This window comes from Ottowia thiooxydans DSM 14619, assembly GCF_000422885.1.
GTDB lineage: Bacteria > Pseudomonadota > Gammaproteobacteria > Burkholderiales > Burkholderiaceae_C > Ottowia > Ottowia thiooxydans.
The window spans coordinates 1-21,196 of sequence record NZ_AUGX01000059.1 but is presented as its reverse complement, the minus strand read 5'-3'; the positions used below and the strand labels follow the sequence as shown (position 1 = coordinate 21,196).

Genomic DNA, 21,196 nt, shown 5'->3' with positions numbered 1-21,196 from the left:
TACCTTCTGCTCTTTTCTTTAGGTCGGAGGCCGGGATTGCGCCCGGCGGCGCACTCCCTTTCTTTGCTCGCACAAAGCAAGGAACCAAAGAAATGCGACCCCAAGTCCGTGTCCCTACACTGCGTTCCGGGCACCCTGCGGTGCTCGGTCAAGGGGCGGTGCGGCAGAACTCGCTTCGTTCGCTTCGCTCTCTACCCTCAAACAACTGCCGCAAGCTAGTTCTTGAAGCAAGAGCATCTTTCAGTGCTCTTGCCCGCCCCTTGCCCTGCGCTCCTCGGCACGGCCTCAAGGGGTGGGGAGCCTCACTCGGGCCATTGCTGCGCTCGGCCCTGCACAGTCAGTCGCAAGCGATCGGTTTTACCCCCTCTCCCGCAGGCGGGAGAGGGTTGGGCGGGGCCGGCCAACCGGTGAGGGTCAGCGTCTCAATTACCGACGTCCTTTTTCGGTCCACAACGAAAGGATTATTTCGGACATCATGCCTGCCAAAAAAGGGCTAATTCGCAATGGATGCGCCGTCCCCTCACCCTACCCTCTCCCGCGCACGGGAGAGGGAGCAAGATCAGAAGGCCGCGGAGCAGGCCATACGTGAGTAGCCGCGGAGCTGGCTTTGCCAGGCCGCTGGCTGCGTCCCCCTGGGGGGAAGGCGCGAAGCGACTCAGGGGGGAGCTCTTATCTCTCGCGATCTAAAAGCAAAGTCAAGCCCAAAGCGATGATGGCAGGTAGCGCCTGAACGAAGAAGATTTTTGGCGCGGCGGTCACCGCACCATAAACACCCGCCACGATCACGCAGAGAAGGAAGTAGATCACCACGCTTCGTTTGCGCGCGAAGAGACCCCAGATCAAACCCACGGCAAGAAAGCCGTTGTAGAGCCCCTGATTGGCAGCCAGCGTGACGGTGGCATCTGCGAACTCCTGCGTGAGATTGAAGGCTTTTAGCCCCTGCGGCTTATTCCACAGAAACATCTCAAGCACCATGATGTACAGGTGCTCCAAGGCCACCAGCATGGCGATGGCTTTAGGAAGTAGATTTTTCATATTGCAGTCTCCATGGAACAGCATCATAGCGACGCTGGCATGAAGGCGTTTCGCAAAAGAGCGATTTCAGACCATTCGCATGCCTGCCAAGCCGTGTGCATTTGTTCCTGGTCGTGTGGACGGCTGAAGGCGTCCACACGACCCGCCTTCAAACGTGAGCCACCATGCGAGCCAGAAGCACCAGACCACCTACAAACAGCAAGAGCAATCCGAACGCGATGATCACCAGAACGAGAGGGTTTCCTCGTTCGTGGATCTCCGCCATATCTTTGCGCCGCCCTATCCCGATAAAGCTCCACAGTACGGTTTTGATCTGCCTAAAAATGTTCATGACTGCTCCTATGAGGCTTGCTCATCGCCGCACTCGATTGACATCGAACGGAGTCACTCCGCTCGCTTTATTACCCCAGGCTGAGCGCACGTAGGAAGAGAGCGCGGCGATTTCCTCATTGTTCAAGCTTTGCCCGAATGGCGGCATGCCATAAGGCCGGGGATTACCGCTGGTGGTGGGAGGGAACCCCCCGTGAACGATGATTTTGATGAGGTTGGCGCTGGATGCCTGTGTGATGGTCCGGTGCCCGGCAAGCGCGGGATAAATGCCGTCACGCCCTTCACCGCTATCGCCATGGCATTCTGCGCATTGGGCTTTATAGAGCTTGGCGCCCAACTCGCGCACCGTGGAGCCGACGTGTGTGTTTGGTTGCGGCGCTGGCGCATGAGGCGGAAGCTCGCGCAGGAAAGTGGCCATGGCTTGCAGGTCGGCTTCGCTTAAATGCTGCGTGCTGGAATACACCACTTCCGCCATCGGCCCCATAGCCGCACCCTTGGCGCTGACGCCGGTTTTGAGCAAGTCCACGACCTCCTGCATGCTCCAATCCTGCACGCCCGCCTCCGCAGGGGAAGCCAGCGAAGGCGCATACCAGTTCTGCATGGGCATCAGACCGCCGTCCAATCCGAGATTGTTTTGAGTAGCGCCCATGGCGTTGCGGGGCGCGTGGCACGCGGCGCAATGGCCCAGCCCACGCACCAGATACGCTCCGCGATTCCATTCAGCAGACTTGGCTCGTTCGGGCTCAAATTCCCCCGGTGAAAAATAGAGCGCTCTCCACACGGCGAGTGCCGCTTGGGTTCTGTATGGAAAGCGGAGATCGTGCGCCTGATTCGGTTGGTGAACCGCTGGCACAGTGCGCAGAAAGGCGTAGAGCGCGTCCGAATCTTCGCGCGTCACATGCGTGTATTCGGTATAGGGAAAGGCGGGGTAAAGCAGCCGGCCATCCCGCGAACGCCCATGATGCAGCGCGCGCCAGAAATGATCGGCCGACCAGCGGCCAATGCCGGTTTCATTGTCAGGTGTCAGATTGCCCGCGAAGACCAAGCCAAAAGGTGTAGGCAAGGCCTTGCCACCGGCATAAACCTCACCACCACGCGCGGTGTGGCAAGACGCGCAATTGGCTGCACGAGCCAGGTAAGCGCCCCTGCTCACCAGCTCCGGGTTGGGAGCCGCGGCCGAAACGACATCTGTCATTGGAGACTCGCCTCGCACATTCAGCCAGACGACAGTGGCGACGAAGAGACCGGCTAACAGCAGCAGTCCAACCAGAAGCTTGATCCAGAAAAAACGAGTGCTGCTCATTTCCCTGCCCCCCCACATTTCAGCGGCGATGCCTGGGGCGCGAAAGCAACTGCTTTGGCATCTGTGGGTACACGTTGCAGCGAAAGCCAGGTGGCCATCGCCCCCACATCTTCGGCCGATAGCCGCTCAGCCACTTCACCCATGCAATCCGGTTTTGCCGCGTGGCGCATGCCGTTTTTCCAGGCACCGAACTGGCTCAGGATGTAGTCGCGCGGCAGCCCCACCAAACCTGGCGTCGCGGGCATCACGCCAGTCATCGCTGCGCCGTGGCAAGTCGAACAGGCCGGCACACCACGCGCCGCATCGCCTTGGCGCACCAGTTGCTCTCCGCGCGCCAGAGCCTTGCTGAGCGAAGGCCCCGGCTCAGGTGCTGGCGCCGGGGGCGGGTAGGGAAGGTCCAAGGCAGAAAAATAGTCAGCAATCTCCTGCAGATAGGCATCGTTCATCTGATCTACCAGATAGGCCATGGTGGGGTTCTTGCGCCGCCCATCACGGAAGTTCACCAACTGATTGAACAAGTAGCCCGCAGGTTTGCCGGCAATACGAGGGAAGTACCCCTGATTGGTGGCACGCCCCTCAGAACCATGGCAAACCGCGCAGGCCTGCATACGTGCGGCCATGCCGTCTCTGAGTGGCGTAGCCATCACAGAAGGAAGGCTGCCACCGAGCAGTAAAAGGATGATGGTGAGGCAGCGCGAGATACTTGCTTTGGCTTTCATGGGAGTTCCAACGAATTGCCATCAAGTCTGCCCGCCAACCACTGATCTGGTAAGTGCCAGATGTGCGCTTAAATACCGTATCAGAATGAGCTCGCGCTCTCGTTCTTCTCGGGAGTACATCGAGAATCCCGAAGGCCGAGCGCAGCAATGGCCCGAGCGGGTATCCCACCCCTTGAGGCCGTGCCGAGGAGCGCAGGTCAAGGGGCCGGCCATCCGGGGGCGGGCAAGAGCACTGCAAGATGCTCTTGCTTCGTGAACTAGCTTGCGGCAGCTGTTTGAACGTAGTGAGCGAAGCGAAAGAAGAGAGTTCTGCCGCACCGCCCCTTGCCCGAGCACCGGAGGGTGCCCGGAGCGCAGCGTAGGGACACGGACTTGGGGTCGTATTTCTTTGGTTAGTTGCTTTCGGCCGGCGCTCCGGGTGCGAGCAAAGAAAGGGACTGCGCTGCCGGGCGCAATTCCCGGCCTCCGACCTCAATAGATGAGCAGAAGGTAATTTGCAACGGCAGCGCTCAATCAACCACCGCTTGCCCTCACGCCGCAGCCGGCCGCCCCCGCCCTCTCCCAAGGGGAGAGGGAGTTAAAACCTGCAGCCCCCAGTGGGAGCGGGGGAAGGAGTAAAACCAGCTCACGGCGTTGGGTTCTGGGCCTCAGGTCGGCAGGCGCACCTGCATCAGTCTCTCCCGGAGAGAGCGACTAAAAGCCCATAAAAATGTGAAGTCCACCGATAAGCCGGATTCTGTGCATCACGGTTGCCCGTGATGTGACCGCCATCAATCTTGGCCGGGGGTCACCCACCCGGCTCGTTGCCACCTACCCGCACACTCAGCGAGCCGCCTCAACGTGTGCCTACTTGGTGTTGCTGCGCGCAGAGATTGCCCGTTTCACCCGAACTAAATCGGCTCGTCTCTGTTGCTCTAATCCTCACCTCACGGTGGAGAGTCGTTAACTCCTGCGCTGCTCTTTGCAGTCCGGACGTTCCTCCAGTGCGCCCTTTCGGGACATGCACCAGCGGCGGTCTGGCGGACTTCACAAGAGCGATTATCGCCTGTTGCCACAAGACCCCATATTCATATATCGCAAACGGTAGAACGTTTGCGCCAGAATGGGTGCATAGCCCGGATATTTCCCTCTTCAGGAGAACTCGCCATGAAAGCCAGCAACGTACTAGAAACCATCGGCCGCACGCCGCACGTTCGCATCAACCGACTGTTCGGTCCGGATGCACAAGTGTGGATCAAGTCTGAGCGCGCCAACCCCGGTGGCTCGATCAAGGACCGTATCGCGCTGGCGATGGTGGAAGACGCTGAAAAAAGCGGCAAACTTAAACCCGGCGGCACCATCATCGAGCCCACCAGCGGCAATACCGGTGTGGGCTTGGCCATGGTGGCTGCCGTTAAAGGCTACAAGCTGATTCTGGTGATGCCCGACAGCATGAGCATTGAGCGCCGCAGGCTGATGCTGGCCTATGGCGCCACGTTCGATCTCACGCCACGTGAAAAAGGCATGAAAGGCGCCATTGCCCGCGCGGAGGAGTTGCAGGCGCAAACGCCCGGCGGCTGGATCCCTCAGCAGTTCGAAAATCCAGCCAACGTGGCAGTGCACGAAGCCACCACCGCCCAGGAAATACTCGACGATTTCCCTGAAGGCCTGGATGCGCTGATTACCGGCGTAGGAACTGGTGGGCACTTGACAGGCGTCGCGCGCGTATTGAAAGCCAAATGGCCACAACTGAAGGTCTTTGCCGTGGAGCCCACGCAGTCACCGGTGATCAGTGGCGGCGCACCTGCACCGCACCCGATCCAGGGCATTGGCGCCGGCTTTATCCCCAAAAACCTGGACACCAGCCTGCTTGATGGCGTGATCCAGGTCGAAGCGGAAACGGCACGCGAATACGGTCGTCGAAGCGCTAACCAGGAAGGCTTGCTGGTTGGCATTAGCAGCGGTGCCACGCTGGCAGCGATTGCTCAGAAATTGCCCGAACTGCCGAAGGGCGCACGCGTTCTGGGCTTCAACTATGACACCGGGGAACGCTACCTCTCGGTAGACGGCTATCTGCCGGCTTGATCACGATAAGGCGCTGGTCACGGGGCCACGCCTGGGCGTGGCTTGCGAAAATTGAAAAAAAATCAGCTCAAAAGTGATCATTTAAGGGTTAACGTTAGCGTCACATTAACCGAAAAGGTCGTTCAATCAAACCTTCATGATATGTAACGGCTCGTACTCGCCATGCCTTACGCAAAGACCGATCTAGCCGCCGTAGCACTCAAACATCGCGATGCCGCCGCCCTGTCTCAACGCCAGCGAGCGGCGTTGATCATGTTCGACGGCAGGCGTTCCGCGGCAGAGGTGCTGCGGCATACCTCGGGCTTGGGCGTCAACACTGACGACATCGCTTACCTGCTCAACAACGGATTGCTGCGCGAAGAAATTCCCGCACCCCTCGTCACTCAGGACGCGGCGAACGATTCAAAGCCGTCCCCGCTGACTGTTCCGGCGAGCCTGATGTCGGAAATCGAAAATGAGCTATTGACGCCCGATGAGCAAAAGCTCCGCTACCAAGCCGCTTACCCCCTGGCCACCCAGCTCACTGCCACTTTGGGATTGCGCGGGTTCAAGCTCAACTTGGCGGTAGAACGCGCAGATGGCTACGTGGGTCTGCGTCAATTGCTACCTAAGATTGAAGCTGCCGTGGGCGCAGACCGGGCGGCCGCGCTGCGTAAAGCATTGACTAGCGCACCTCAATATTGACACGACTACGCGGCCTGGATTGAGCCAAGCCCGGGGTTGAAATTCCCCAGGGACAGATAAGCGCCCAATCGCTAAACAGCGGGCACAGATGCCGCCTAACGCCGAGCAGGAGCTCGGCGGTCCCAACGGAAAGACCCGGCAGCCCTCAGACGGCCTGCTCATTGCGCGATCAGCCCATTGCGCAACTCCCTGCATTCCCGGACGGCCGGCCCCCGGATTCAGGAGATCTGGCGCGCAAATACGGCACCATTTATCATCTGCATCCCACACCGCATGCTTGATAAACACAAGCCCAGCACCTCATGATCCGCCTTGCCGAACTTCGCCTGCCACTGACCCAAGCCGACGCGCCCGAAAGCGCCTTGCGTGCGCTGGCAGCGCAAAAGCTCCAGATTGCCGAGACAGCGATCCACACCCTTGAGGTTTTCAAGCGCAGTTTCGACGCACGAAAGGCTGAGTTGCTGGCGGTGTACATCGTCGACCTCTCATTGGCAGAACCGGCGCACCAGGCGGCACTGCTCGCGCAGTTTGAAAAAGATCCTCACGTACAAGCCACGCCAGACATGACTTGGCGCCCACCTGTGCAAGCGCCGGCCAATTGGCTAGAAGCGCCAGACGAGCGTCCGGTGGTGATCGGCTTTGGCCCTTGCGGCATCTTTGCTGCGTTGGTGTTGGCGCAGATGGGGCTGAAACCCATCGTGCTGGAGCGTGGCAAGCCCGTGCGCGAGCGCACACAGGACACCTGGGGCCTGTGGCGCAAAAGCCAGCTCAACCCCGAAAGCAACGTGCAGTTCGGCGAAGGCGGGGCCGGGCTATTTTCCGATGGCAAGCTCTACAGCCAGGTACGCGATCCGCGACACCTGGGCCGCAAGGTGATGCAGGAGTTTGTGACCGCCGGCGCGCCAGAGGAAATCCTGTGGGTAGCGCATCCGCACGTGGGTACGTTCAAGCTGGTGAAGGTGGTGGAGAGTTTGCGCGATCAGATCACGGCCCTTGGGGGCGAGATACGCTTTCAGCAGCGCGTGACTGATCTGATCCTGGAAGGCGAAGAAGATTCACTGGCACTGCGCGGCCTTGAGATAGAAAACCTGGAGACCGGCGAGCACTACAAGCTCCCCGCTCGCCGCGTGGTCATGGCGTTAGGACACAGCTCGCGAGATACCTTTGGCATGCTGTATCGCCGCAAGGTGGATATGGTGGCCAAGCCGTATTCAGTGGGCGTGCGGATTGAGCACCCGCAGGGCGTGATTGACCGCGCACGCTGGGGCCGTCATGCGGGTCATCCTCTGCTGGGCGCCGCTGACTACAAGCTGGTGCATCACGCCGGCAACGGCCGCACGGTCTACAGCTTCTGCATGTGCCCTGGCGGCACCGTGGTGGCCGCCACCAGTGAGCCCGGGCGTGTGGTGACCAACGGCATGAGCCAGTACAGCCGCAATGAGCGCAATGCCAATGCAGGCATGGTGGTGGGCATAGACCCGAGCGATTTTCCGCGCGATCCGGCCGCCTTTGTCGAAACCCTGGGCGAATCTTTCGGGGTAGAACATCTGCCAGCAGATCAAACGCACCCTCTGGCCGGGATCGTGCTGCAGCGGCAACTCGAGGCGAGTGCCTACCTGCTCGGTGGCGCCAACTACACGGCGCCCGCACAACGCGTAGGCGACTTCCTGGCGCAACGCCCCAGCACTGAAGTGGGCGAAGTCATTCCTTCCTACAAGCCCGGCGTGCACTGGATCGACCTGCATGCGCTGCTACCTGATTGGGCCACCGCAGCCATGCGTGAAGCGCTCCCGGCATTTGCGCGAAAGATCAAGGGCTACGACATGGCGGACGCCGTGATGACAGGCGTGGAAACAAGAACCTCATCGCCCGTAAACATTCGCCGTGGGGAGAATCTGCAAAGCCTCAATGTACGCGGCCTCTTTCCAGCCGGTGAGGGTGCAGGCTACGCAGGCGGGATTTTGTCCGCAGGAATCGATGGCATCAAGGTGGGCGAGGCGCTGGCCGTGGACTGGAACAACGAGCGCACATCCCGCTGATCCGGCACGGTGATGTATTGACCGTTCACCCTGAGGTTCTATGGTTTTGGTCAAGCATTAAAACCGTTCGGGCTGAGCCTGTCGAAGCCTTGCGCAACGCTTCGACAAGCTCAGCGCGAACGAAACTCAAACTTCATAAGGCGCATCAACAAACCCTTAGCGCTTTTCATCGTTACTGACATCCAGGCCATAGCGTCTCAGCGTCTTGCCGAGATGCCTAGTTCCTTACCGAGCCGATGAATATCCTGCACCATGTGCAGGATAGGGAGAAGGCGCCACGCCGTCACGAGGATCACAACCGATAGCGCTAGCAGGAAACCCTGCAAGTTCCACAAAGCGAAGGAGGCCCCCAGCCCAATCACAACGAATGTCCCAGCCTGTTCGTTGAACCAACCTTCGTTGGCTGTGCGGTGCTCGCTCAAACGATCACATAGATCGCGCAAACGAAGCGCTGCAGGCTCGCCGCGCAAAGCTTTGCTACGCACAGCCATCCACTCGACATCGGTCGCACCACGAGCCCGTATGCGAGCCAACACCTCTGCATATTCTTCCAGCGCCCCGCTCAGTCGGTTCGTTTCAGGAAACAAAAAAGTCAGCTTCCGGGCATGAAGCCCTATCTGAACCAGACTGGCTTGCAAAGCGGCGTGTAACTGCTCCCTCTCCTCGCCCTCCTGCTGCACTCGCAGCGCTTCCTGACGCGCTTGTCGCTCCACAGCCTTGCGCGCAACAGGAAGTACTGCCTCACATGCGAGCAACTCGGCGGGCATCATCGCAAGAGGATTGCCCAGCTCGGTCAGCCACGAACATTGGGCGGACAGCATGGTCAGTTCGCGGGCTAACGAAGCGCGCAAACGCTCGGTCCATGCCGGGTCGTAGGCTATGGCCAGAAAGCGTGGATGCAAGGCATCCAGCGGTGGCCGCACAGCTTGGTTGGCCGGACCCCGGCCGTACATCACGTCGTCAAACATGACGACTTCCGCCGGGCCGATCTCCCGGGCTTTCTGTTTTTGCAGCAATTCCACGTACGCCGCCCATGCCGCATCGAAACTCTCCGAAGCTGCGCTCCATCGCTCCTCCAGCTCTATCACCTGAGCATTCCCGGCAGCCGCGTAGGTGTGAAGCACCCGGTGCTTATACAGCTCGCTAAGCCATTGGGTAGCGGCTTCGTCGCCTCGCAGAGCATTGCTCGCTTGCGTGAGCAATGCGGGCAGTTCAATGCCACGGCCTCGCCACATGGGAGGAATGCCGGGCGCGAAGTACAAGATGAAGCGCAGCAGTTGCTCATCTCCCGTGAGATGGGAGTCGTAGCGCAGTGTCAGCAACAGACGCACGGCGTTCTGGTCTTTCTGCACTTCGGTGAACCACTTGAGCAACTGACCATTGGCCAGATCAGCCACCCCCGCCTGCCAATGCCGAGCAAACGCCACCGCCAGTTGCTCAGGCGTGGTGCAGCGTTCATGCAGCACCGCATAAGGCTGCGTAAAGCCTGGCAATGTCTCCTGCTCCACGGGGTCTGCCAGGCTTTCATCACCGGCGAGCCAGCGTTCGATTTCATGCGCGCCCCAACGCCGCTGCGGATCGCGCAGCAGGAGCCCGCGGACCAGCTGACGCAGACGTTTACCGGTAACGCCCTGCACATCCATGGCGCGTGTGGTCAGGTGATGCAACACCACGGCTTCTGACAAGCCTCTGAACGGGTGTGCACCCGTCGCCAACTCCAGCAGCACCATGCCAAGCGCCCAGTAATCCGCTTTGGCATCGAGCACGCCTGATAAGGCTTCAGGAGGTGCGTAAAGCAGCGTTCTAGCCATGCCGGTGAAACGCTGAGTGGCGTCCATCACGGAGGCCGTGCTGAAATCAGTCAAGACCAGATCAAGAGGCTGATCGCTTCGTAGCAGCACGTTTTCGGGCTTCAGGTCTCGGTGGACGAGCGCGGCTTCATGCACGGCCTTCAAGGCTGCGGCCAGCTCATGGATGACCTCCGTGATGAAGGTGGCGGACGGCGCCTTCGCCTCCATGGCCTGGCGCAAGGAACCCAGGGCGCAATACTCCATCACCTCATAGGCGTGGCCATCTGAAAGACCAGTTTCGAGCGTATCGACGCGGTGGCGCACATCTATCCGTGCAATACGAGCCAACACTTCAGCGCTCGGCTGAATGCCCTGCCGATAGATCTTTGCCACCAAGGGCTTCGATGCCCCGCCAACCGACCCGGCGCGCTCCACAAGCAAGATGTCAGCCTCTGCCCCACGCGCCTCGAAGGCCCGAAGTACCCGATACCTGGGCCGCAAAGCCGAGGGCAGTTGTAGCAAGACAGGCGCGCTGCCTTCGAGGCCGGCCGCCACCGCCCCCATTGGCCGATTGCAATATAGGCAAAGAAGGCTAGCGGCAGGATTGGGCTGGCCACAATCGTCGTGCGGACAATGCACCGTGCCAGTTCGCTCCACCACAGGCGTCACAGGTTCGCGAGGGAGAGATTCTGTAGTACTCCCCTTGGTCCCCGAGCCCGCGTTGTCATCCAACCTCTCGGGGCGCACCAGGTCCACGCCGAACAGCAGGGCACCGCAATCGCAGCGCAAATGGTCAGCGGGATGGTGGACGCCGCAGGTGGGGCACACACGCACCATGTCAGCCCCCATCAAGATCTCCAGGACACCTGGGCAAAATCCACCCCGCGCGCGCGGCACAGCTCTTCAAGCTGAGCCATGTCTCCACGCGATGGAATTCCTACATACCAAACACGTTGCCCATCCACCAGGGCCTGAATGCGCTTCCCGCTGGTTTGCGCCGCCGTATCCTGGCTACTCTTGTAGCGCTGCTCGCCGCGCTTTGAAAGCGGCACCAATTTCTGGTTAGATGAGCCGAACCACGAGTGGAGACTGGGCATGGCGTCTACATAGGGCTCCGCGATCAGGGCATCCAGCTTGCCAAGCAAGGCCGCATGCCGGGAGCGCAAAGTAGCCAGGGGGTAGCCGCTATAGGAAAGGATGTCGAAATTGAGCTTACGCCGCTCACGCCAGCGGGCCAGCCCCCGAAGCAGGTGCTCCAGCGCCAACGGCTGGTCAAAGGGCTCGCCACCGCTGATGGTTATGCCATCCAGCGCATTGCCGCTGATCTGCTCGCACCAAGCCAGCAGATCATCAATAGACATTTCCTTGCTGGCGTCTTCAGGCCAGGTGTCTTGCGATATGCAGCCCTTGCAGCCTATGGAGCACCCCTGCACCCACAGGCCAATACGCCGCCCTGGCCCCAATACGGTGACCGGGAAATGCGCCTTGTTAAGGGAGATTTTCATGGCAGCAACCTGAATGGATCAACGCCGAGTATGTTGGCCATGTACAAAATTCATTTCCTGCTCGCGATGGCGATTCACCTGAAACGTCACGGCGAAAGCCTATCTGCGTCGAATTATCCGGGCTATTGGAGTTGCAAAGTCACTGTCACCACTTGGTCGACATCGGCGATGCCTGTGACCATGACGCTTTGCTTGCCTTCCAGCGAATGCTCGAACAGCGCGCGCGAGACGGGGTTGATGAAAGCAGATTCCAGCATATTGCCAATGCCCCGCCCACCGTTGGACAAATCCTCCGTGCATCGTGCAAGTAAATTGCGGCGGATCTCTGCAGACATGACCAGACGCAGCTTCAGCTCTTCACGCAAACGCCGTGCGATGTTGCGCAGCATGCCGTCGAAAATCTGTTCGCCGACCTCGGGCGTTATGAAGTTGAAAACGACAATGTTGTCACCAATGCGGTTCAAAATCTCTGGGCGCGAGAGGCGAAACTTGAAATAGTCGCCAATCGCCCCGCGTACCCTCGACTGCACGGTTTCATAGCTATCACCAGGCTTGACGTTCTGCACGCGCTGCCCCTGCGCATCTTCCACATAGATGCCAAGGTTGGACGTGAAGACGATAATGGTTTCTGAGAAATAGGTCGTCTCGCCGCTGCCGTCCGTCAGCCGGCCGTCTTCCAGAATTTGCAGGAATTTGTCGAGAATGCGGGGGTGGGCCTTCTCGATTTCGTCAAACAACACCACCGAAAACGGCTTCTCTCGCACCGCGTTGGTCAGCTCACCCCCCGCATCGAAACCCACATAACCCGGAGGGGCGCCCAGCAGACGCGCGCCCGTGTGCTCCTCGGCGAATTCGCTCATGTCAAAACGTAGATAGGCCCGCTCGTTGCCAAAGATGAGCTGGGTCAGCGTCTTGGCGAGTTCGGTCTTGCCAACCCCGGTCGGCCCCGCAAAAAACAACACGCCGCGAGGGCGGTTTCCACCCGAACGCGCCTGAGCACCGGTGAGCCCCATGATGGATCGTTTCAGGATGTCCAGGGTCTTCACGACGGCGGCGTGCTGCCCTTTCACCCGCTCCTCAATCACCGCTTGCGCGCCACGCACCTTCTCGCGCAGATAGTCTTTTTTCCAGGGATTATCGAACTGGCCCACCTTGTAGCAACGCACGGCGTCTTCGATATCAGCCACACCCAAGCGCTGGCGATCCGCCAATTGCGTGATGTCTGCCAAGGCGCTGAGGGTCATCCCCTCTGTGCCATCCGCGAATGATTTCAGGAAGCGATCACGTGCGGGCGCTTCAGCTTGCGCGAACCCCACAAAAAGCGGAGCCAGTTGCTGTGCCGCCGCCATACGCACCTCGTAATCCGGCCGTGAAATCACCAAACTGGCCACGCGTTCACTATCCAGTGTGAACCACGAGGGCAGATCTTGCGCACGATTGAGTAGCCAGAAAATTGGATTGAACAAGGGCGACCCACCCCCTTCTTGCGTGACGACGGGGGCCGCTTGCAGCGATAGCTTTTCTGCCACGACGAAGAAGCGATGTTCAGCTTCAACCAACTGGGTGGGCTGGCGCGTGAGGCGCGAGGCGAAATCCATCACCAGAGCGCAGCGTGCCTGCCGCTCCCCCGTCAGCTGACGCATTAGATTGGTGAGCGATTCCAGGCTGAGCATCTGAGCGCCACCAGCCAGCTTGAGGCCGAAGAGGCGCTCAGCCAACTGGCGCGGTTCTGGCTCATCAGGGTATGCGCGGATGCCATCCGCAGGGTCGTACACCAGCATGCAACCAAAGCCTGACGCGCGCAGCGTCTCCCAAAGAGCGCGTTGAAGCGGCACGAGCGCTGGCGAGGATTGTCCTGGTACGCGGGCAAGAAAGGTATCGCGGATATTGCCCGAAACGACAAACTGCGAGCGAATGGGCAATGTGCGGGCCACATCGGCCAGCCAACGAGGGGTTTGTTCGCTCACGGGAGAGGCCTCGCCAAGGGTTGGACAGTGGAAACAGAAATACCAGCCTCGCTTTCAGCAAACCTGGGCAGTCGGTCTCGGGCCACGCGTTGCACCGGCAGCTCCCCCGCTTCCAGGCGCCGTGTCACCTCCAAGTGCACGCCACGCGCCGCGAGTGCCTTCAAGAGCGCAGGAAACTCGGCGCACCATCTGTCTTCCGCCAGGTGGTCCTGCACACTGGGCTCTTCAGCTTGACCGGCATCCATTGCCCGCAACACATTGAAGTTGACGCTACGGCCCCCTTCAGCCACTCGCATCCGCACCATATAGTCTCCCCAGTGGCTTTTGCGAAAATGTGCCACCCCGCCCTCGACGAACAGCGTCGATTCGATTTCTTCGACCTGGTAACCCAGATCCTGCAAGGATTGCTCGACCACCAAGGCCTGCGCTTTCTGCACTTCCTCATGAAGCGCCTGCTCGGCATACAACTGAATGCGGCGGCGAAGTTCGCTGGTTAAAAGCTCTGCACGCGTGCCGTCAAGAGTGCTGTCCAGCTCCGTGGCCAAGGCCCGAAGCTCCTCAGAAACTGATCCCAGATGAGCAATGCGCTGCAATAGCCGGCCCGAAGCCGTGGGCTCGACCGCATCGCTCGCAGGTACAGCCCACAAAGCCAGCGCGCCCGGATCCCCGTCTCCTCCGGAGCTTCCAGCCCAAGCCGTCATCAAGAGGTTTTGCGCGTCTACAGCGAACGCCTCCATGGCACGCACATAGCTGGCCAAGGAGTGGTAGTCACTCCCCTCAGGGCGCACCGGACGTGCCAACTGCAGCGCTTGCCCATCACCCATCCGTTGACTGAGCTCAGCCAACCGTGTCAAGCGCTCTTCAGCGGCGTCTGCCTGCTTTTGCAAGGCCGCGAGGCCTTGACCATGCGCCCCAGCTTGCAATTGGCTATTGGCCAAACGCCCCTGTTCGTGCACAGCCTGAAGTTCGTTTGCCCGAATTTGCGCCTGATGCATGGCTCGGGCGGCCCGGATGGCGGAAGCAGCCAGCAACACTGGCAGTGCCTGACCGGGAGAAAGAATCACAGTGATCGGGCCGCTCATATTCGCTAAATATAGCGAAGTCACGGCGCTTGGCATGAGAAGGTGTGAACGAATCCCTCATGCCCGCCTTAACCGTGCTCCCCCAGCGATGGGGAGCACGCGCCCGTCAAACCGAACCCGAACCAGCTTGCAACGCTGCGATCCGCTCTTCCATAGGAGGGTGCGAGGCAAACAACTTGCCCAAGCTGCCGGTAATGCCCATGGCTTGCATGGTTTTTGGCAACTCACCAGGCTGCATACCGCCCAAGCGCTGCAGCGCACGGATCATAGGCTGCGGACGACCAAGCAGTTGTGCGGCGCCGGCATCTGCACGAAATTCGCGATGGCGCGAGAACCACGCGACGATCATCCCGGCCAGGAAGCCGAACAGAATGTCCAACACGATGGTGCTGACGTAGTAGCCAATACCGGGGCCCGAACTGTCACTGCCCTTGCGCAGCGCGCTGTCCACAAACGAGCCGATCAGACGGCTCAGGAAGACCACGAAAGTATTCATGACACCCTGAACCAGGGTCATGGTGACCATGTCGCCGTTGGCCACGTGAGCAATCTCATGACCCAGGACGGCTTCGATCTCTTCACGCGTCATGCCATGCAAAAGGCCGGTAGACACCGCCACCAGCGCTGAATTCTTGAATGCCCCCGTGGCAAATGCATTGGGCTCACCTTCGTAAATGCCCACTTCAGGCATCGTGATGCCGGCTTTTTCAGACAAGCGGCGCACGGTTTCAACGATCCAGGCTTCGTCAGCATTGGCGGGCTCATTGATGATCTTCACGCCCATGCTCCGCTTGGCCATGGGTTTGCTGATCAACAAGGAGATGATGGAGCCGGTAAAGCCAATCACCAACGAATAAATCATCAACTGGCCAACCTGCATGTCCGGGCCAGCGAATCGGTTCAGACCAAACAGGCTGGTGACAATGCCCAACACCGCCATCACGGCGACGTTGGTCATAACGAACAACATGATGCGTTTCATCGGGTCCCTTTTTCTTGGAGTAAGTAGCTCGGCACAGGCCGAATGGATATCTGGGACGTATTTGAACAAATTTCAATGGACAGGTTCCGCTATATCTTCATGAACAGCGTATGTTCACGAATCGAGTGCCCGTGATCCCTGTCTTAACCGCAGTTGACCGGGGATCCCAGAGCGTGTTCAGAGCCTCCGCGCGAGGGCCATTGTGTTCGAAAGGCTGTGGATGCAAGGGGTGCGCCCATGCGACGAAAAACGCAGGGATACCTTGGGCTATCGCGAGGCTTTTTAACGCCGCAGACGCAGTTTTTCGGGCGCAATGGGCTCGTGAGGAGGCTTTGAACACGCTCTTAAGGGCCGGAATACGCCGGTATCGTCATAGAACGACATTTGTTCATTTTCCGCCCACCAACCGGGAACGCCCAGTAGCGGGAGCGGTACGAAGGGCTTGGGGGTCAGCTTTTCGGCGCTCAGCCACTCGGCTAGCCATTCGTCTGCTTGATCAACAGTCTCCAGACCAGTTGGTGCGGCGATCACATGGGCCGTGATTGATTTATAGGGTGAAACCAATTTTTCGAGCGCTGCATGACCCAGTATCCACAGCCGCGCTTGCTGCCATAGCGGTCGCAATGGGCCAAACAGATCACTCCAGCGCCGCTCGCGCAACGCCATCACCAGCGGCTCAGGCGCGGCGAACACCGCCCCGTTCTCGTCGAACACGGTCACTGCGTCGCGCACCGGGCCGCGGGTAGATTGCACGCCATCTCGGGCAATCTCCTGTGCCTGTAGCGCGTTCAAACGGAGTTTGGTGCGCGGGTAGCTCATCCAGATCAAACCGTTAAGGAAGTCATGCAGGTTGTCCCGGGTAGGTACTGCACGCTTCTCAAAAATAAAGCGCTCATAAGCCTGGCCTTCTGTAAGCGCGTGCTGAGGCAGAAAACGCACAGGAGCTGTACTCACTGAGTTCAGCGCATCGGCCACGCCGGTGCCTGCTGCCCATCGGGCTAGCGCGGGCTCGCCCAGCGGGCGCAGCGGCCCCCACCAGGGCGCATTCCAGTTGATTTGAGGGGCTTGGGTTACCATTCACTCCGATCCTGCCACAAGCTTGCAAGCATCCAAGGCACCCCAAAAATTAATGCCATCCAAGCCCGTTCGAGCCGACTGCACGCGTTGCGCTTCACGTTCATGGCTGCCTGAATGGTCATGATCTCCACCACTCTGCTCGTACTGCATGGCGTGTTGGTGCTGGCGGTATCCATGCGGGTGTTGCTGCGCGATGACCTCTCGCCCGACAAGCGCATGGCTTGGCTGATGGTGCTCACACTTCTACCCTATGTAGGCGTGGTGATCTACTACCTGCTGGGCGAGATTAGCCTGGGTAGACGCCTGACAGGGCGCCACCAGCCTGTCGCAACGTTCATGCGCCAACACTGGCCAGACCACGCGGCCGTGCGCCATGTGCTGGGAAAGCCGGAGAACATCGGCGCCCTCGTTCGGCCCCAATGGCAAGGGGTCTTTCGTTATGCGGCATCGGTCAACGGCTTCTACCCCCTCGCGGGCTGCCGTGCCGAATTGATGGCCGACAACCACGACACCCGCGAACGCATGCTGGCCGACATGGACGCAGCGGAGCGCGAGATCAACGTGCTCTATTACATCTGGCTGGGCGATGACATGGGCACCGACATCGCCCATGCCTTGATCCGCGCCGCACGGCGAGGGGTGGTGTGCCGAGCCATGGTCGATGGCCTGGGCTCACGCGCCCTCACCCGCACGGCGCTGTGGCGCTCCATGCAGGACGCCGGGGTGCATTTGGCCGTGGCCCTGCCCATTAACAACCCCGTGAAGGTCATCCTGACCAGCCGCATCGATATTCGCAACCACCGAAAAATCACGGTCATCGATGGGCGCGTGACCTACGTGGGCAGCCAGAACTGCGCAGATGCCGCATTTTTGGTGAAAGCCCGGTATGCCCCCTGGGTGGACATCATGGTGCGCGTAGAAGGGCCGGCGGTAGCGCAAATGCAATTACTCTTTGCCAGCGACTGGGTGCAAGCAACTGGCGACGACGATTTCAACCCGCTAACGCAAGCAGCCGTGGTGCAGCCTGGCGGTTTTGTAGCTCAAATGGTGGGCGACGGGCCCACCGAGCGGCGCCGATCGACACCTCAGTTGTTTGCCACTCTGATCGCGAATGCGCAGCGCGAACTCACCATCTCCACGCCGTACTTCGTGCCTGACGCCACCGTGATGGAAGCCCTGTGCGCAGCCGCTTTCCGTGGCGTGACGGTGACTCTGATCTTTCCGAAGCGAAATGACTCCTGGATTGTGGCTGCGGCCAGCCGCAGTACGTATCACCGCCTGCTGAAGGCAGGTGTTGTCATCCATGAGTTTCGCGGTGGCCTGCTGCATGCCAAGACCCTGACAACAGACGGCGACATCACACTCATCGGCTCCTCCAACATCGATCTGCGTAGTTTCGATCTGAACTACGAGAACAATATGTTGCTGCAAGATCAGGCTACTACGGCGGCCATTCAGGCGCGTCAGCAGCACTATATGGAGCAGGCGGACCGCGTCACTCTGGAGCAGGTGACGCAATGGCCCTGGTGGCGTCGAATCTGGAACAACGTGATGGCCACTCTAAGCCCAGTTCTCTAAGAACGTGTTCATGGGGGTTTTTTGAGCGCCGCGCATACGGGCGCCGTGCATACGGGCGCCGTGCATACGGGCGCCGTGCACACGGGCGCCGGGCTTCCGGGCGCTGGACATCCGGGGTCGCGCCCTCCTGCAGCCGCAGTCAGATTGCATAAATTCCAGCGCAAACTGTAAAAAAGCAAACGGTATCGACCCCGTTCGTGATTAACATTCTGGTGAACCTCAAGGATCGGTCGTTCCCATGAACCATTCGCCTGCCCCCCTCCAACGCCCCACCCGCGGTCGGGACATTCACGAACAGCATCGTGTCGCCACCCCGCTGGAGCTGCTGTTTGATCTGACTTTTGTGGTGGCGGTGGCGCTTGCCGCTGCGCAGCTGCACCACGCCGAGGCAGCACACCACGTGTGGCAAGCCTTGTCGGGCTACCTTCTGGCATTTTTCGCCATCTGGTGGGCCTGGATGAACTACACCTGGTTCGCATCCGCTTACGACAACGACGATGCCGCTCACCGCGTGCTCACGTTCTTTCAGATGGGCGGAGTATTGGTCTTCGCCACCGGCGTGCCAGGCTTATTCGAGGGGCAGTTTTTTCTTGGTGTTCTGGGTTACGCACTGATGCGGCTGCCCCAATGCGTTCAGTGGATACGGGCCGGCATGGGGGACCCTGAGCGGCGCTCCACCTGCTGGCGCTACGCCAAGGGTGTGGCCTTTGTACAGGTGTTATGGGTTCTGTTCCATATGGCCCGCTCACAGGGCTGGTTGCCGGAGGGCGCCATCTGGCCCACGGTAGCCGTGCTGGTGGTGCTGGATCTCTCCGTGCCGGCGTGGGCTGAGCACAACAGGCCGCCTACCCCCTGGCACGCCCACCACATTGCGGAGCGCTACAGCGGATTCATCATCATTATCTTGGGGGAAGCGATTCTGGGCACCACCAACGCCATCGCTGGCCTGGTGCAGGCACACGCCTCTTCATCGGATCTGGTGCTCGTGGGCCTGGGGGGCACGCTGCTTGCATTCTGCCTGTGGTGGATGTATTTTTTGCTCCCCTTCGGAGAGGCGCTACACCACCACCGCGAACGCAGTTTCGGGTGGGGCTACGGACATTACTTCGCCTTCGCCTCGCTCGCTGCAGTGGGAAGTGGCTTGGAAGTCGTGGCAGATACGCTCAAGTCCGCCGGAGAAGCGGCCCCAGCTGGCCACGCCGCCGCGTCACCTCTGTTTGCCATCAGCGCGGTCGCTATTCCTGCAGCTCTGTTCGTGTTTTTCATCTGGGCACTTCATCGCTACGTTACTCGTGCGCAAGATCGCCAGATGGGACTCGTGCTTATGGTTCTGGCCTGCATTGGCCTTGGCCCTCTAGCCGTGGCCCTGGGCTTGCCTTTACCCTGGGGCCTGCTTCTGCTGTCAGTAGGGCCTGCCCTTTCCATCATCTACAACGAACTGGGTCGCAAGCGCCGGGCCGATCAATTTTCAGTACGTTGAAACGTACCCTCATGAGGTGCACCCTCAACGCCTGGGCTCGGCAAAGCCCAGGCGGTTGCAAGACACCTCGCTGGTTTATTGCAGCTTCCAGCCCAATGTTTCACCGCCTCGGAGCGGCTTCACCACAGTGTCGCCAAACGCCACTTCCTCCGGCACAGCCCATGCCTGCTTGTGCAGCGTGACCCGCTCTGCATTCCTTGGGAGACCGTAGAAATCGGCGCCAAAGAACGATGCGAAGCCTTCCAACTTGTCTAGCGCACCAGCAGCCTCGAAGGCTTCGGCATACAGCTCAAGCGCGGTCAGGGCGGTATAGCAGCCGGCACATCCGCAGGCGTGCTCTTTCAGGTGAGACGCGTGAGGGGCGGAGTCTGTGCCCAGAAAGAACTTGGGGCTACCGCTGATAGCCGCTTTCACCAGCGCCTGGCGGTGCTCTTCCCGTTTGAGCACGGGCAGGCAGTAATAGTGCGGGCGAATACCGCCTATAAAGATTGCATTGCGGTTGTAGAGCAGATGGTGCGCGGTGATAGTGGCAGCCAAATGGGCATCCCCTTCAGCCACGTACTGTGCGGCCTCTTTAGTGGTGATGTGCTCAAAAACGACCTTGAGTTCCGGGAAATCCTGGCGCAACGGCTTCATGACGCGATCGATGAAGACGGCTTCGCGATCGAACAGATCGATATCCGCGTCAGTCACCTCGCCGTGTACCAGCAGTTTGAGGCCAGCACGCTGCATGGCTTCAAGCGTTTTGTAGGTCTTGCGGATGTCCGTCACCCCTGCGTCGCTATTGGTGGTGGCACCTGCGGGGTAGAGCTTGAGGGCATGGACGCCAGCTTCCTTGGCGCGAAGGATCTCTTCCGGTGGGGTGGCATCGGTCAGGTAGAGCGCCATCAGGGGTTCGAATTGCATGCCTGCGGGTACCGCTTGCAGGATGCGCTCTTTGTAGGCGAGCGCCTGAACCGCCGTGGTGACGGGCGGCTTCAGGTTGGGCATGATGATGGCGCGGGCGAACTGGGCTGCGGTGTGGGGCACCACGGAGCTGAGTACGGCGCCGTCACGGACGTGGAGGTGCCAGTCGTCGGGGCGGGTCAGGGTTAGGGTTTGGGGGGCGGTCATGAGGGGATTTTCTCAGAGACGGGTTAGGGGTGGGTTTTGTGGCTGAGCGCTGGGCTGAGGAGGCTTGCTCTCCCTCTCCCTTTGGGAGAGGGTTGGGGTGAGGGCAAGCGGCGGTTTGTGCTGGTCAAGTAATTTCGGACACCTAGATAGGGGCACGTTCTGCCATGTGTCGTTCATAGACATTGGGAGGCAGATAACCCAGGCTCGAGTGCAGGCGGCGGCTGTTGTAGAAGCCGACGATGTAGTCGCAGATGTCGGCAGCGGCTTCAGCGTGGTTGGCGTAGTCGCGCTGCCACACACGTTCCATCTTGAGGTTCAGGAAGAAGCGCTCCATCACGGCGTTGTCCCAGCAGTTGCCCTTGCCGCTCATGCTCGCGCGCAGGCCATGGCGTGCCAGCAACTGCTGATGCTCGCGGCTGGCGTACTGGCTGCCCCTGTCGGAATGAAC

The 21,196-nt window shown here is 60.0% G+C and carries 17 protein-coding genes and 1 other RNA gene; 5 read left to right on the top strand and 13 right to left on the bottom strand.

The annotated features are described in order from the left end of the window. Nucleotides 1-669: 669 nt before the first annotated feature. The 5 genes from G518_RS0125100 to rnpB form a co-directional block, all read right to left on the bottom strand. Nucleotides 670-1,035, bottom strand: a complete 366-nt coding sequence (locus tag G518_RS0125100; RefSeq protein WP_028604852.1) for a DUF1304 domain-containing protein — start codon at nt 1,033-1,035, stop codon at nt 670-672. Nucleotides 1,036-1,183: 148 nt separating this feature from the next. Continuing rightward, entirely contained in the window at nt 1,184-1,366 is a 183-nt protein-coding gene (locus G518_RS0125095; protein WP_036596069.1) for a DUF2970 domain-containing protein, read from the bottom strand. 21 nt (nt 1,367-1,387) lie between these two features. Then, nucleotides 1,388-2,668 (bottom strand): c-type cytochrome, encoded by a 1,281-nt coding sequence (locus G518_RS0125090; RefSeq protein ID WP_036596067.1) that lies wholly within the window; start codon nt 2,666-2,668, stop codon nt 1,388-1,390. Beyond that, nucleotides 2,665-3,387 (bottom strand): c-type cytochrome, encoded by a 723-nt coding sequence (locus tag G518_RS0125085; RefSeq protein ID WP_028604849.1) that lies wholly within the window; start codon nt 3,385-3,387, stop codon nt 2,665-2,667. The genes G518_RS0125090 and G518_RS0125085 overlap by 4 nt, the downstream gene beginning before the upstream one ends. A 709-nt stretch (nt 3,388-4,096) precedes the next feature. Continuing rightward, nucleotides 4,097-4,415, bottom strand: an RNA gene (gene rnpB, locus G518_RS38765) — RNase P RNA component class A. Between the two features lie 118 nt (nt 4,416-4,533). Between rnpB and cysK the strand changes: the two genes are divergently transcribed. From cysK to G518_RS0125070, 3 genes are all read left to right on the top strand, one after another. After that, the gene (gene cysK, locus G518_RS0125080) at nt 4,534-5,451 is read left to right on the top strand and encodes a cysteine synthase A (protein ID WP_028604848.1); all 918 of its coding nucleotides are present in this window, start codon (nt 4,534-4,536) and stop codon (nt 5,449-5,451) included. 162 nt (nt 5,452-5,613) lie between these two features. After that, a complete protein-coding gene (locus G518_RS0125075; protein WP_028604847.1) occupies nt 5,614-6,135 on the top strand; it encodes a hypothetical protein in 522 nt (173 codons plus the stop codon). A 302-nt stretch (nt 6,136-6,437) separates the two neighbouring features. Then, complete coding sequence (locus G518_RS0125070; RefSeq protein WP_028604846.1) at nt 6,438-8,174, top strand: NAD(P)/FAD-dependent oxidoreductase; 1,737 nt, start codon at nt 6,438-6,440, stop codon at nt 8,172-8,174. Nucleotides 8,175-8,371: 197 nt separating this feature from the next. Here the strand turns inward: G518_RS0125070 and G518_RS0125065 are convergent, their stop codons facing one another. The 6 genes from G518_RS0125065 to G518_RS36875 all read right to left on the bottom strand — a co-directional run bounded on the left by G518_RS0125065 (nt 8,372) and on the right by G518_RS36875 (nt 16,577). Beyond that, on the bottom strand, nt 8,372-10,813 hold the full coding sequence (locus G518_RS0125065) for a protein kinase domain-containing protein (protein ID WP_028604845.1): 2,442 nt from the start codon (nt 10,811-10,813) through the stop codon (nt 8,372-8,374). Then, the gene (locus G518_RS0125060) at nt 10,813-11,469 is read right to left on the bottom strand and encodes a 4Fe-4S single cluster domain-containing protein (RefSeq protein WP_028604844.1); all 657 of its coding nucleotides are present in this window, start codon (nt 11,467-11,469) and stop codon (nt 10,813-10,815) included. The genes G518_RS0125065 and G518_RS0125060 overlap by 1 nt, the downstream gene beginning before the upstream one ends. Before the next feature lie 122 nt (nt 11,470-11,591). Then, a complete protein-coding gene (locus G518_RS36880) occupies nt 11,592-13,436 on the bottom strand; it encodes an AAA family ATPase (RefSeq protein ID WP_036596064.1) in 1,845 nt (614 codons plus the stop codon). After that, entirely contained in the window at nt 13,433-14,518 is a 1,086-nt protein-coding gene (locus G518_RS0125050; RefSeq protein ID WP_028604843.1) for a hypothetical protein, read from the bottom strand. Before G518_RS0125050 ends, G518_RS36880 begins: the two co-directional genes overlap by 4 nt. A gap of 106 nt (nt 14,519-14,624) precedes the next feature. Then, nucleotides 14,625-15,500 (bottom strand): protease HtpX, encoded by an 876-nt coding sequence (gene htpX, locus G518_RS0125045; RefSeq protein ID WP_028604842.1) that lies wholly within the window; start codon nt 15,498-15,500, stop codon nt 14,625-14,627. 282 nt (nt 15,501-15,782) lie between these two features. Next, the gene (locus tag G518_RS36875; RefSeq protein WP_036596062.1) at nt 15,783-16,577 is read right to left on the bottom strand and encodes a DUF3025 domain-containing protein; all 795 of its coding nucleotides are present in this window, start codon (nt 16,575-16,577) and stop codon (nt 15,783-15,785) included. Nucleotides 16,578-16,700: 123 nt separating this feature from the next. On the opposite strand from G518_RS36875, the gene cls reads away from it, so the two are divergent. After that, the gene (gene cls / locus G518_RS0125030; protein WP_028604841.1) at nt 16,701-18,155 is read left to right on the top strand and encodes a cardiolipin synthase; all 1,455 of its coding nucleotides are present in this window, start codon (nt 16,701-16,703) and stop codon (nt 18,153-18,155) included. 238 nt (nt 18,156-18,393) lie between these two features. After that, the gene (locus G518_RS36870; RefSeq protein WP_036596060.1) at nt 18,394-19,635 is read left to right on the top strand and encodes a low temperature requirement protein A; all 1,242 of its coding nucleotides are present in this window, start codon (nt 18,394-18,396) and stop codon (nt 19,633-19,635) included. A gap of 75 nt (nt 19,636-19,710) precedes the next feature. Here the strand turns inward: G518_RS36870 and pyrC are convergent, their stop codons facing one another. Together pyrC and G518_RS0125015 are read right to left on the bottom strand one after the other, a co-directional pair. Next, nucleotides 19,711-20,748, bottom strand: a complete 1,038-nt coding sequence (gene pyrC / locus G518_RS0125020; RefSeq protein ID WP_028604840.1) for a dihydroorotase — start codon at nt 20,746-20,748, stop codon at nt 19,711-19,713. Nucleotides 20,749-20,890: 142 nt separating this feature from the next. After that, nucleotides 20,891-21,196: integrase core domain-containing protein (locus G518_RS0125015; protein ID WP_028604839.1), on the bottom strand; the 306-nt coding region annotated here is incomplete at its 5' end.

Bases quoted from the DNA above. Each gene is read 5' to 3' on its own strand.
- G518_RS0125100 (WP_028604852.1), bottom strand. From the start codon at position 1,035: ATGAAAAATCTACTTCCTAAAGCCATCGCCATGCTGGTGGCCTTGGAG.
- G518_RS0125095 (WP_036596069.1), bottom strand. From the start codon at position 1,366: ATGAACATTTTTAGGCAGATCAAAACCGTACTGTGGAGCTTTATCGGG.
- G518_RS0125090 (WP_036596067.1), bottom strand. From the start codon at position 2,668: ATGAGCAGCACTCGTTTTTTCTGGATCAAGCTTCTGGTTGGACTGCTG.
- G518_RS0125085 (WP_028604849.1), bottom strand. From the start codon at position 3,387: ATGAAAGCCAAAGCAAGTATCTCGCGCTGCCTCACCATCATCCTTTTA.
- cysK (WP_028604848.1), top strand. From the start codon at position 4,534: ATGAAAGCCAGCAACGTACTAGAAACCATCGGCCGCACGCCGCACGTT.
- G518_RS0125075 (WP_028604847.1), top strand. From the start codon at position 5,614: ATGCCTTACGCAAAGACCGATCTAGCCGCCGTAGCACTCAAACATCGC.
- G518_RS0125070 (WP_028604846.1), top strand. From the start codon at position 6,438: ATGATCCGCCTTGCCGAACTTCGCCTGCCACTGACCCAAGCCGACGCG.
- G518_RS0125065 (WP_028604845.1), bottom strand. From the start codon at position 10,813: ATGGGGGCTGACATGGTGCGTGTGTGCCCCACCTGCGGCGTCCACCAT.
- G518_RS0125060 (WP_028604844.1), bottom strand. From the start codon at position 11,469: ATGAAAATCTCCCTTAACAAGGCGCATTTCCCGGTCACCGTATTGGGG.
- G518_RS0125050 (WP_028604843.1), bottom strand. From the start codon at position 14,518: ATGAGCGGCCCGATCACTGTGATTCTTTCTCCCGGTCAGGCACTGCCA.
- htpX (WP_028604842.1), bottom strand. From the start codon at position 15,500: ATGAAACGCATCATGTTGTTCGTTATGACCAACGTCGCCGTGATGGCG.
- G518_RS36875 (WP_036596062.1), bottom strand. From the start codon at position 16,577: ATGGTAACCCAAGCCCCTCAAATCAACTGGAATGCGCCCTGGTGGGGG.
- G518_RS36870 (WP_036596060.1), top strand. From the start codon at position 18,394: ATGAACCATTCGCCTGCCCCCCTCCAACGCCCCACCCGCGGTCGGGAC.
- pyrC (WP_028604840.1), bottom strand. From the start codon at position 20,748: ATGACCGCCCCCCAAACCCTAACCCTGACCCGCCCCGACGACTGGCAC.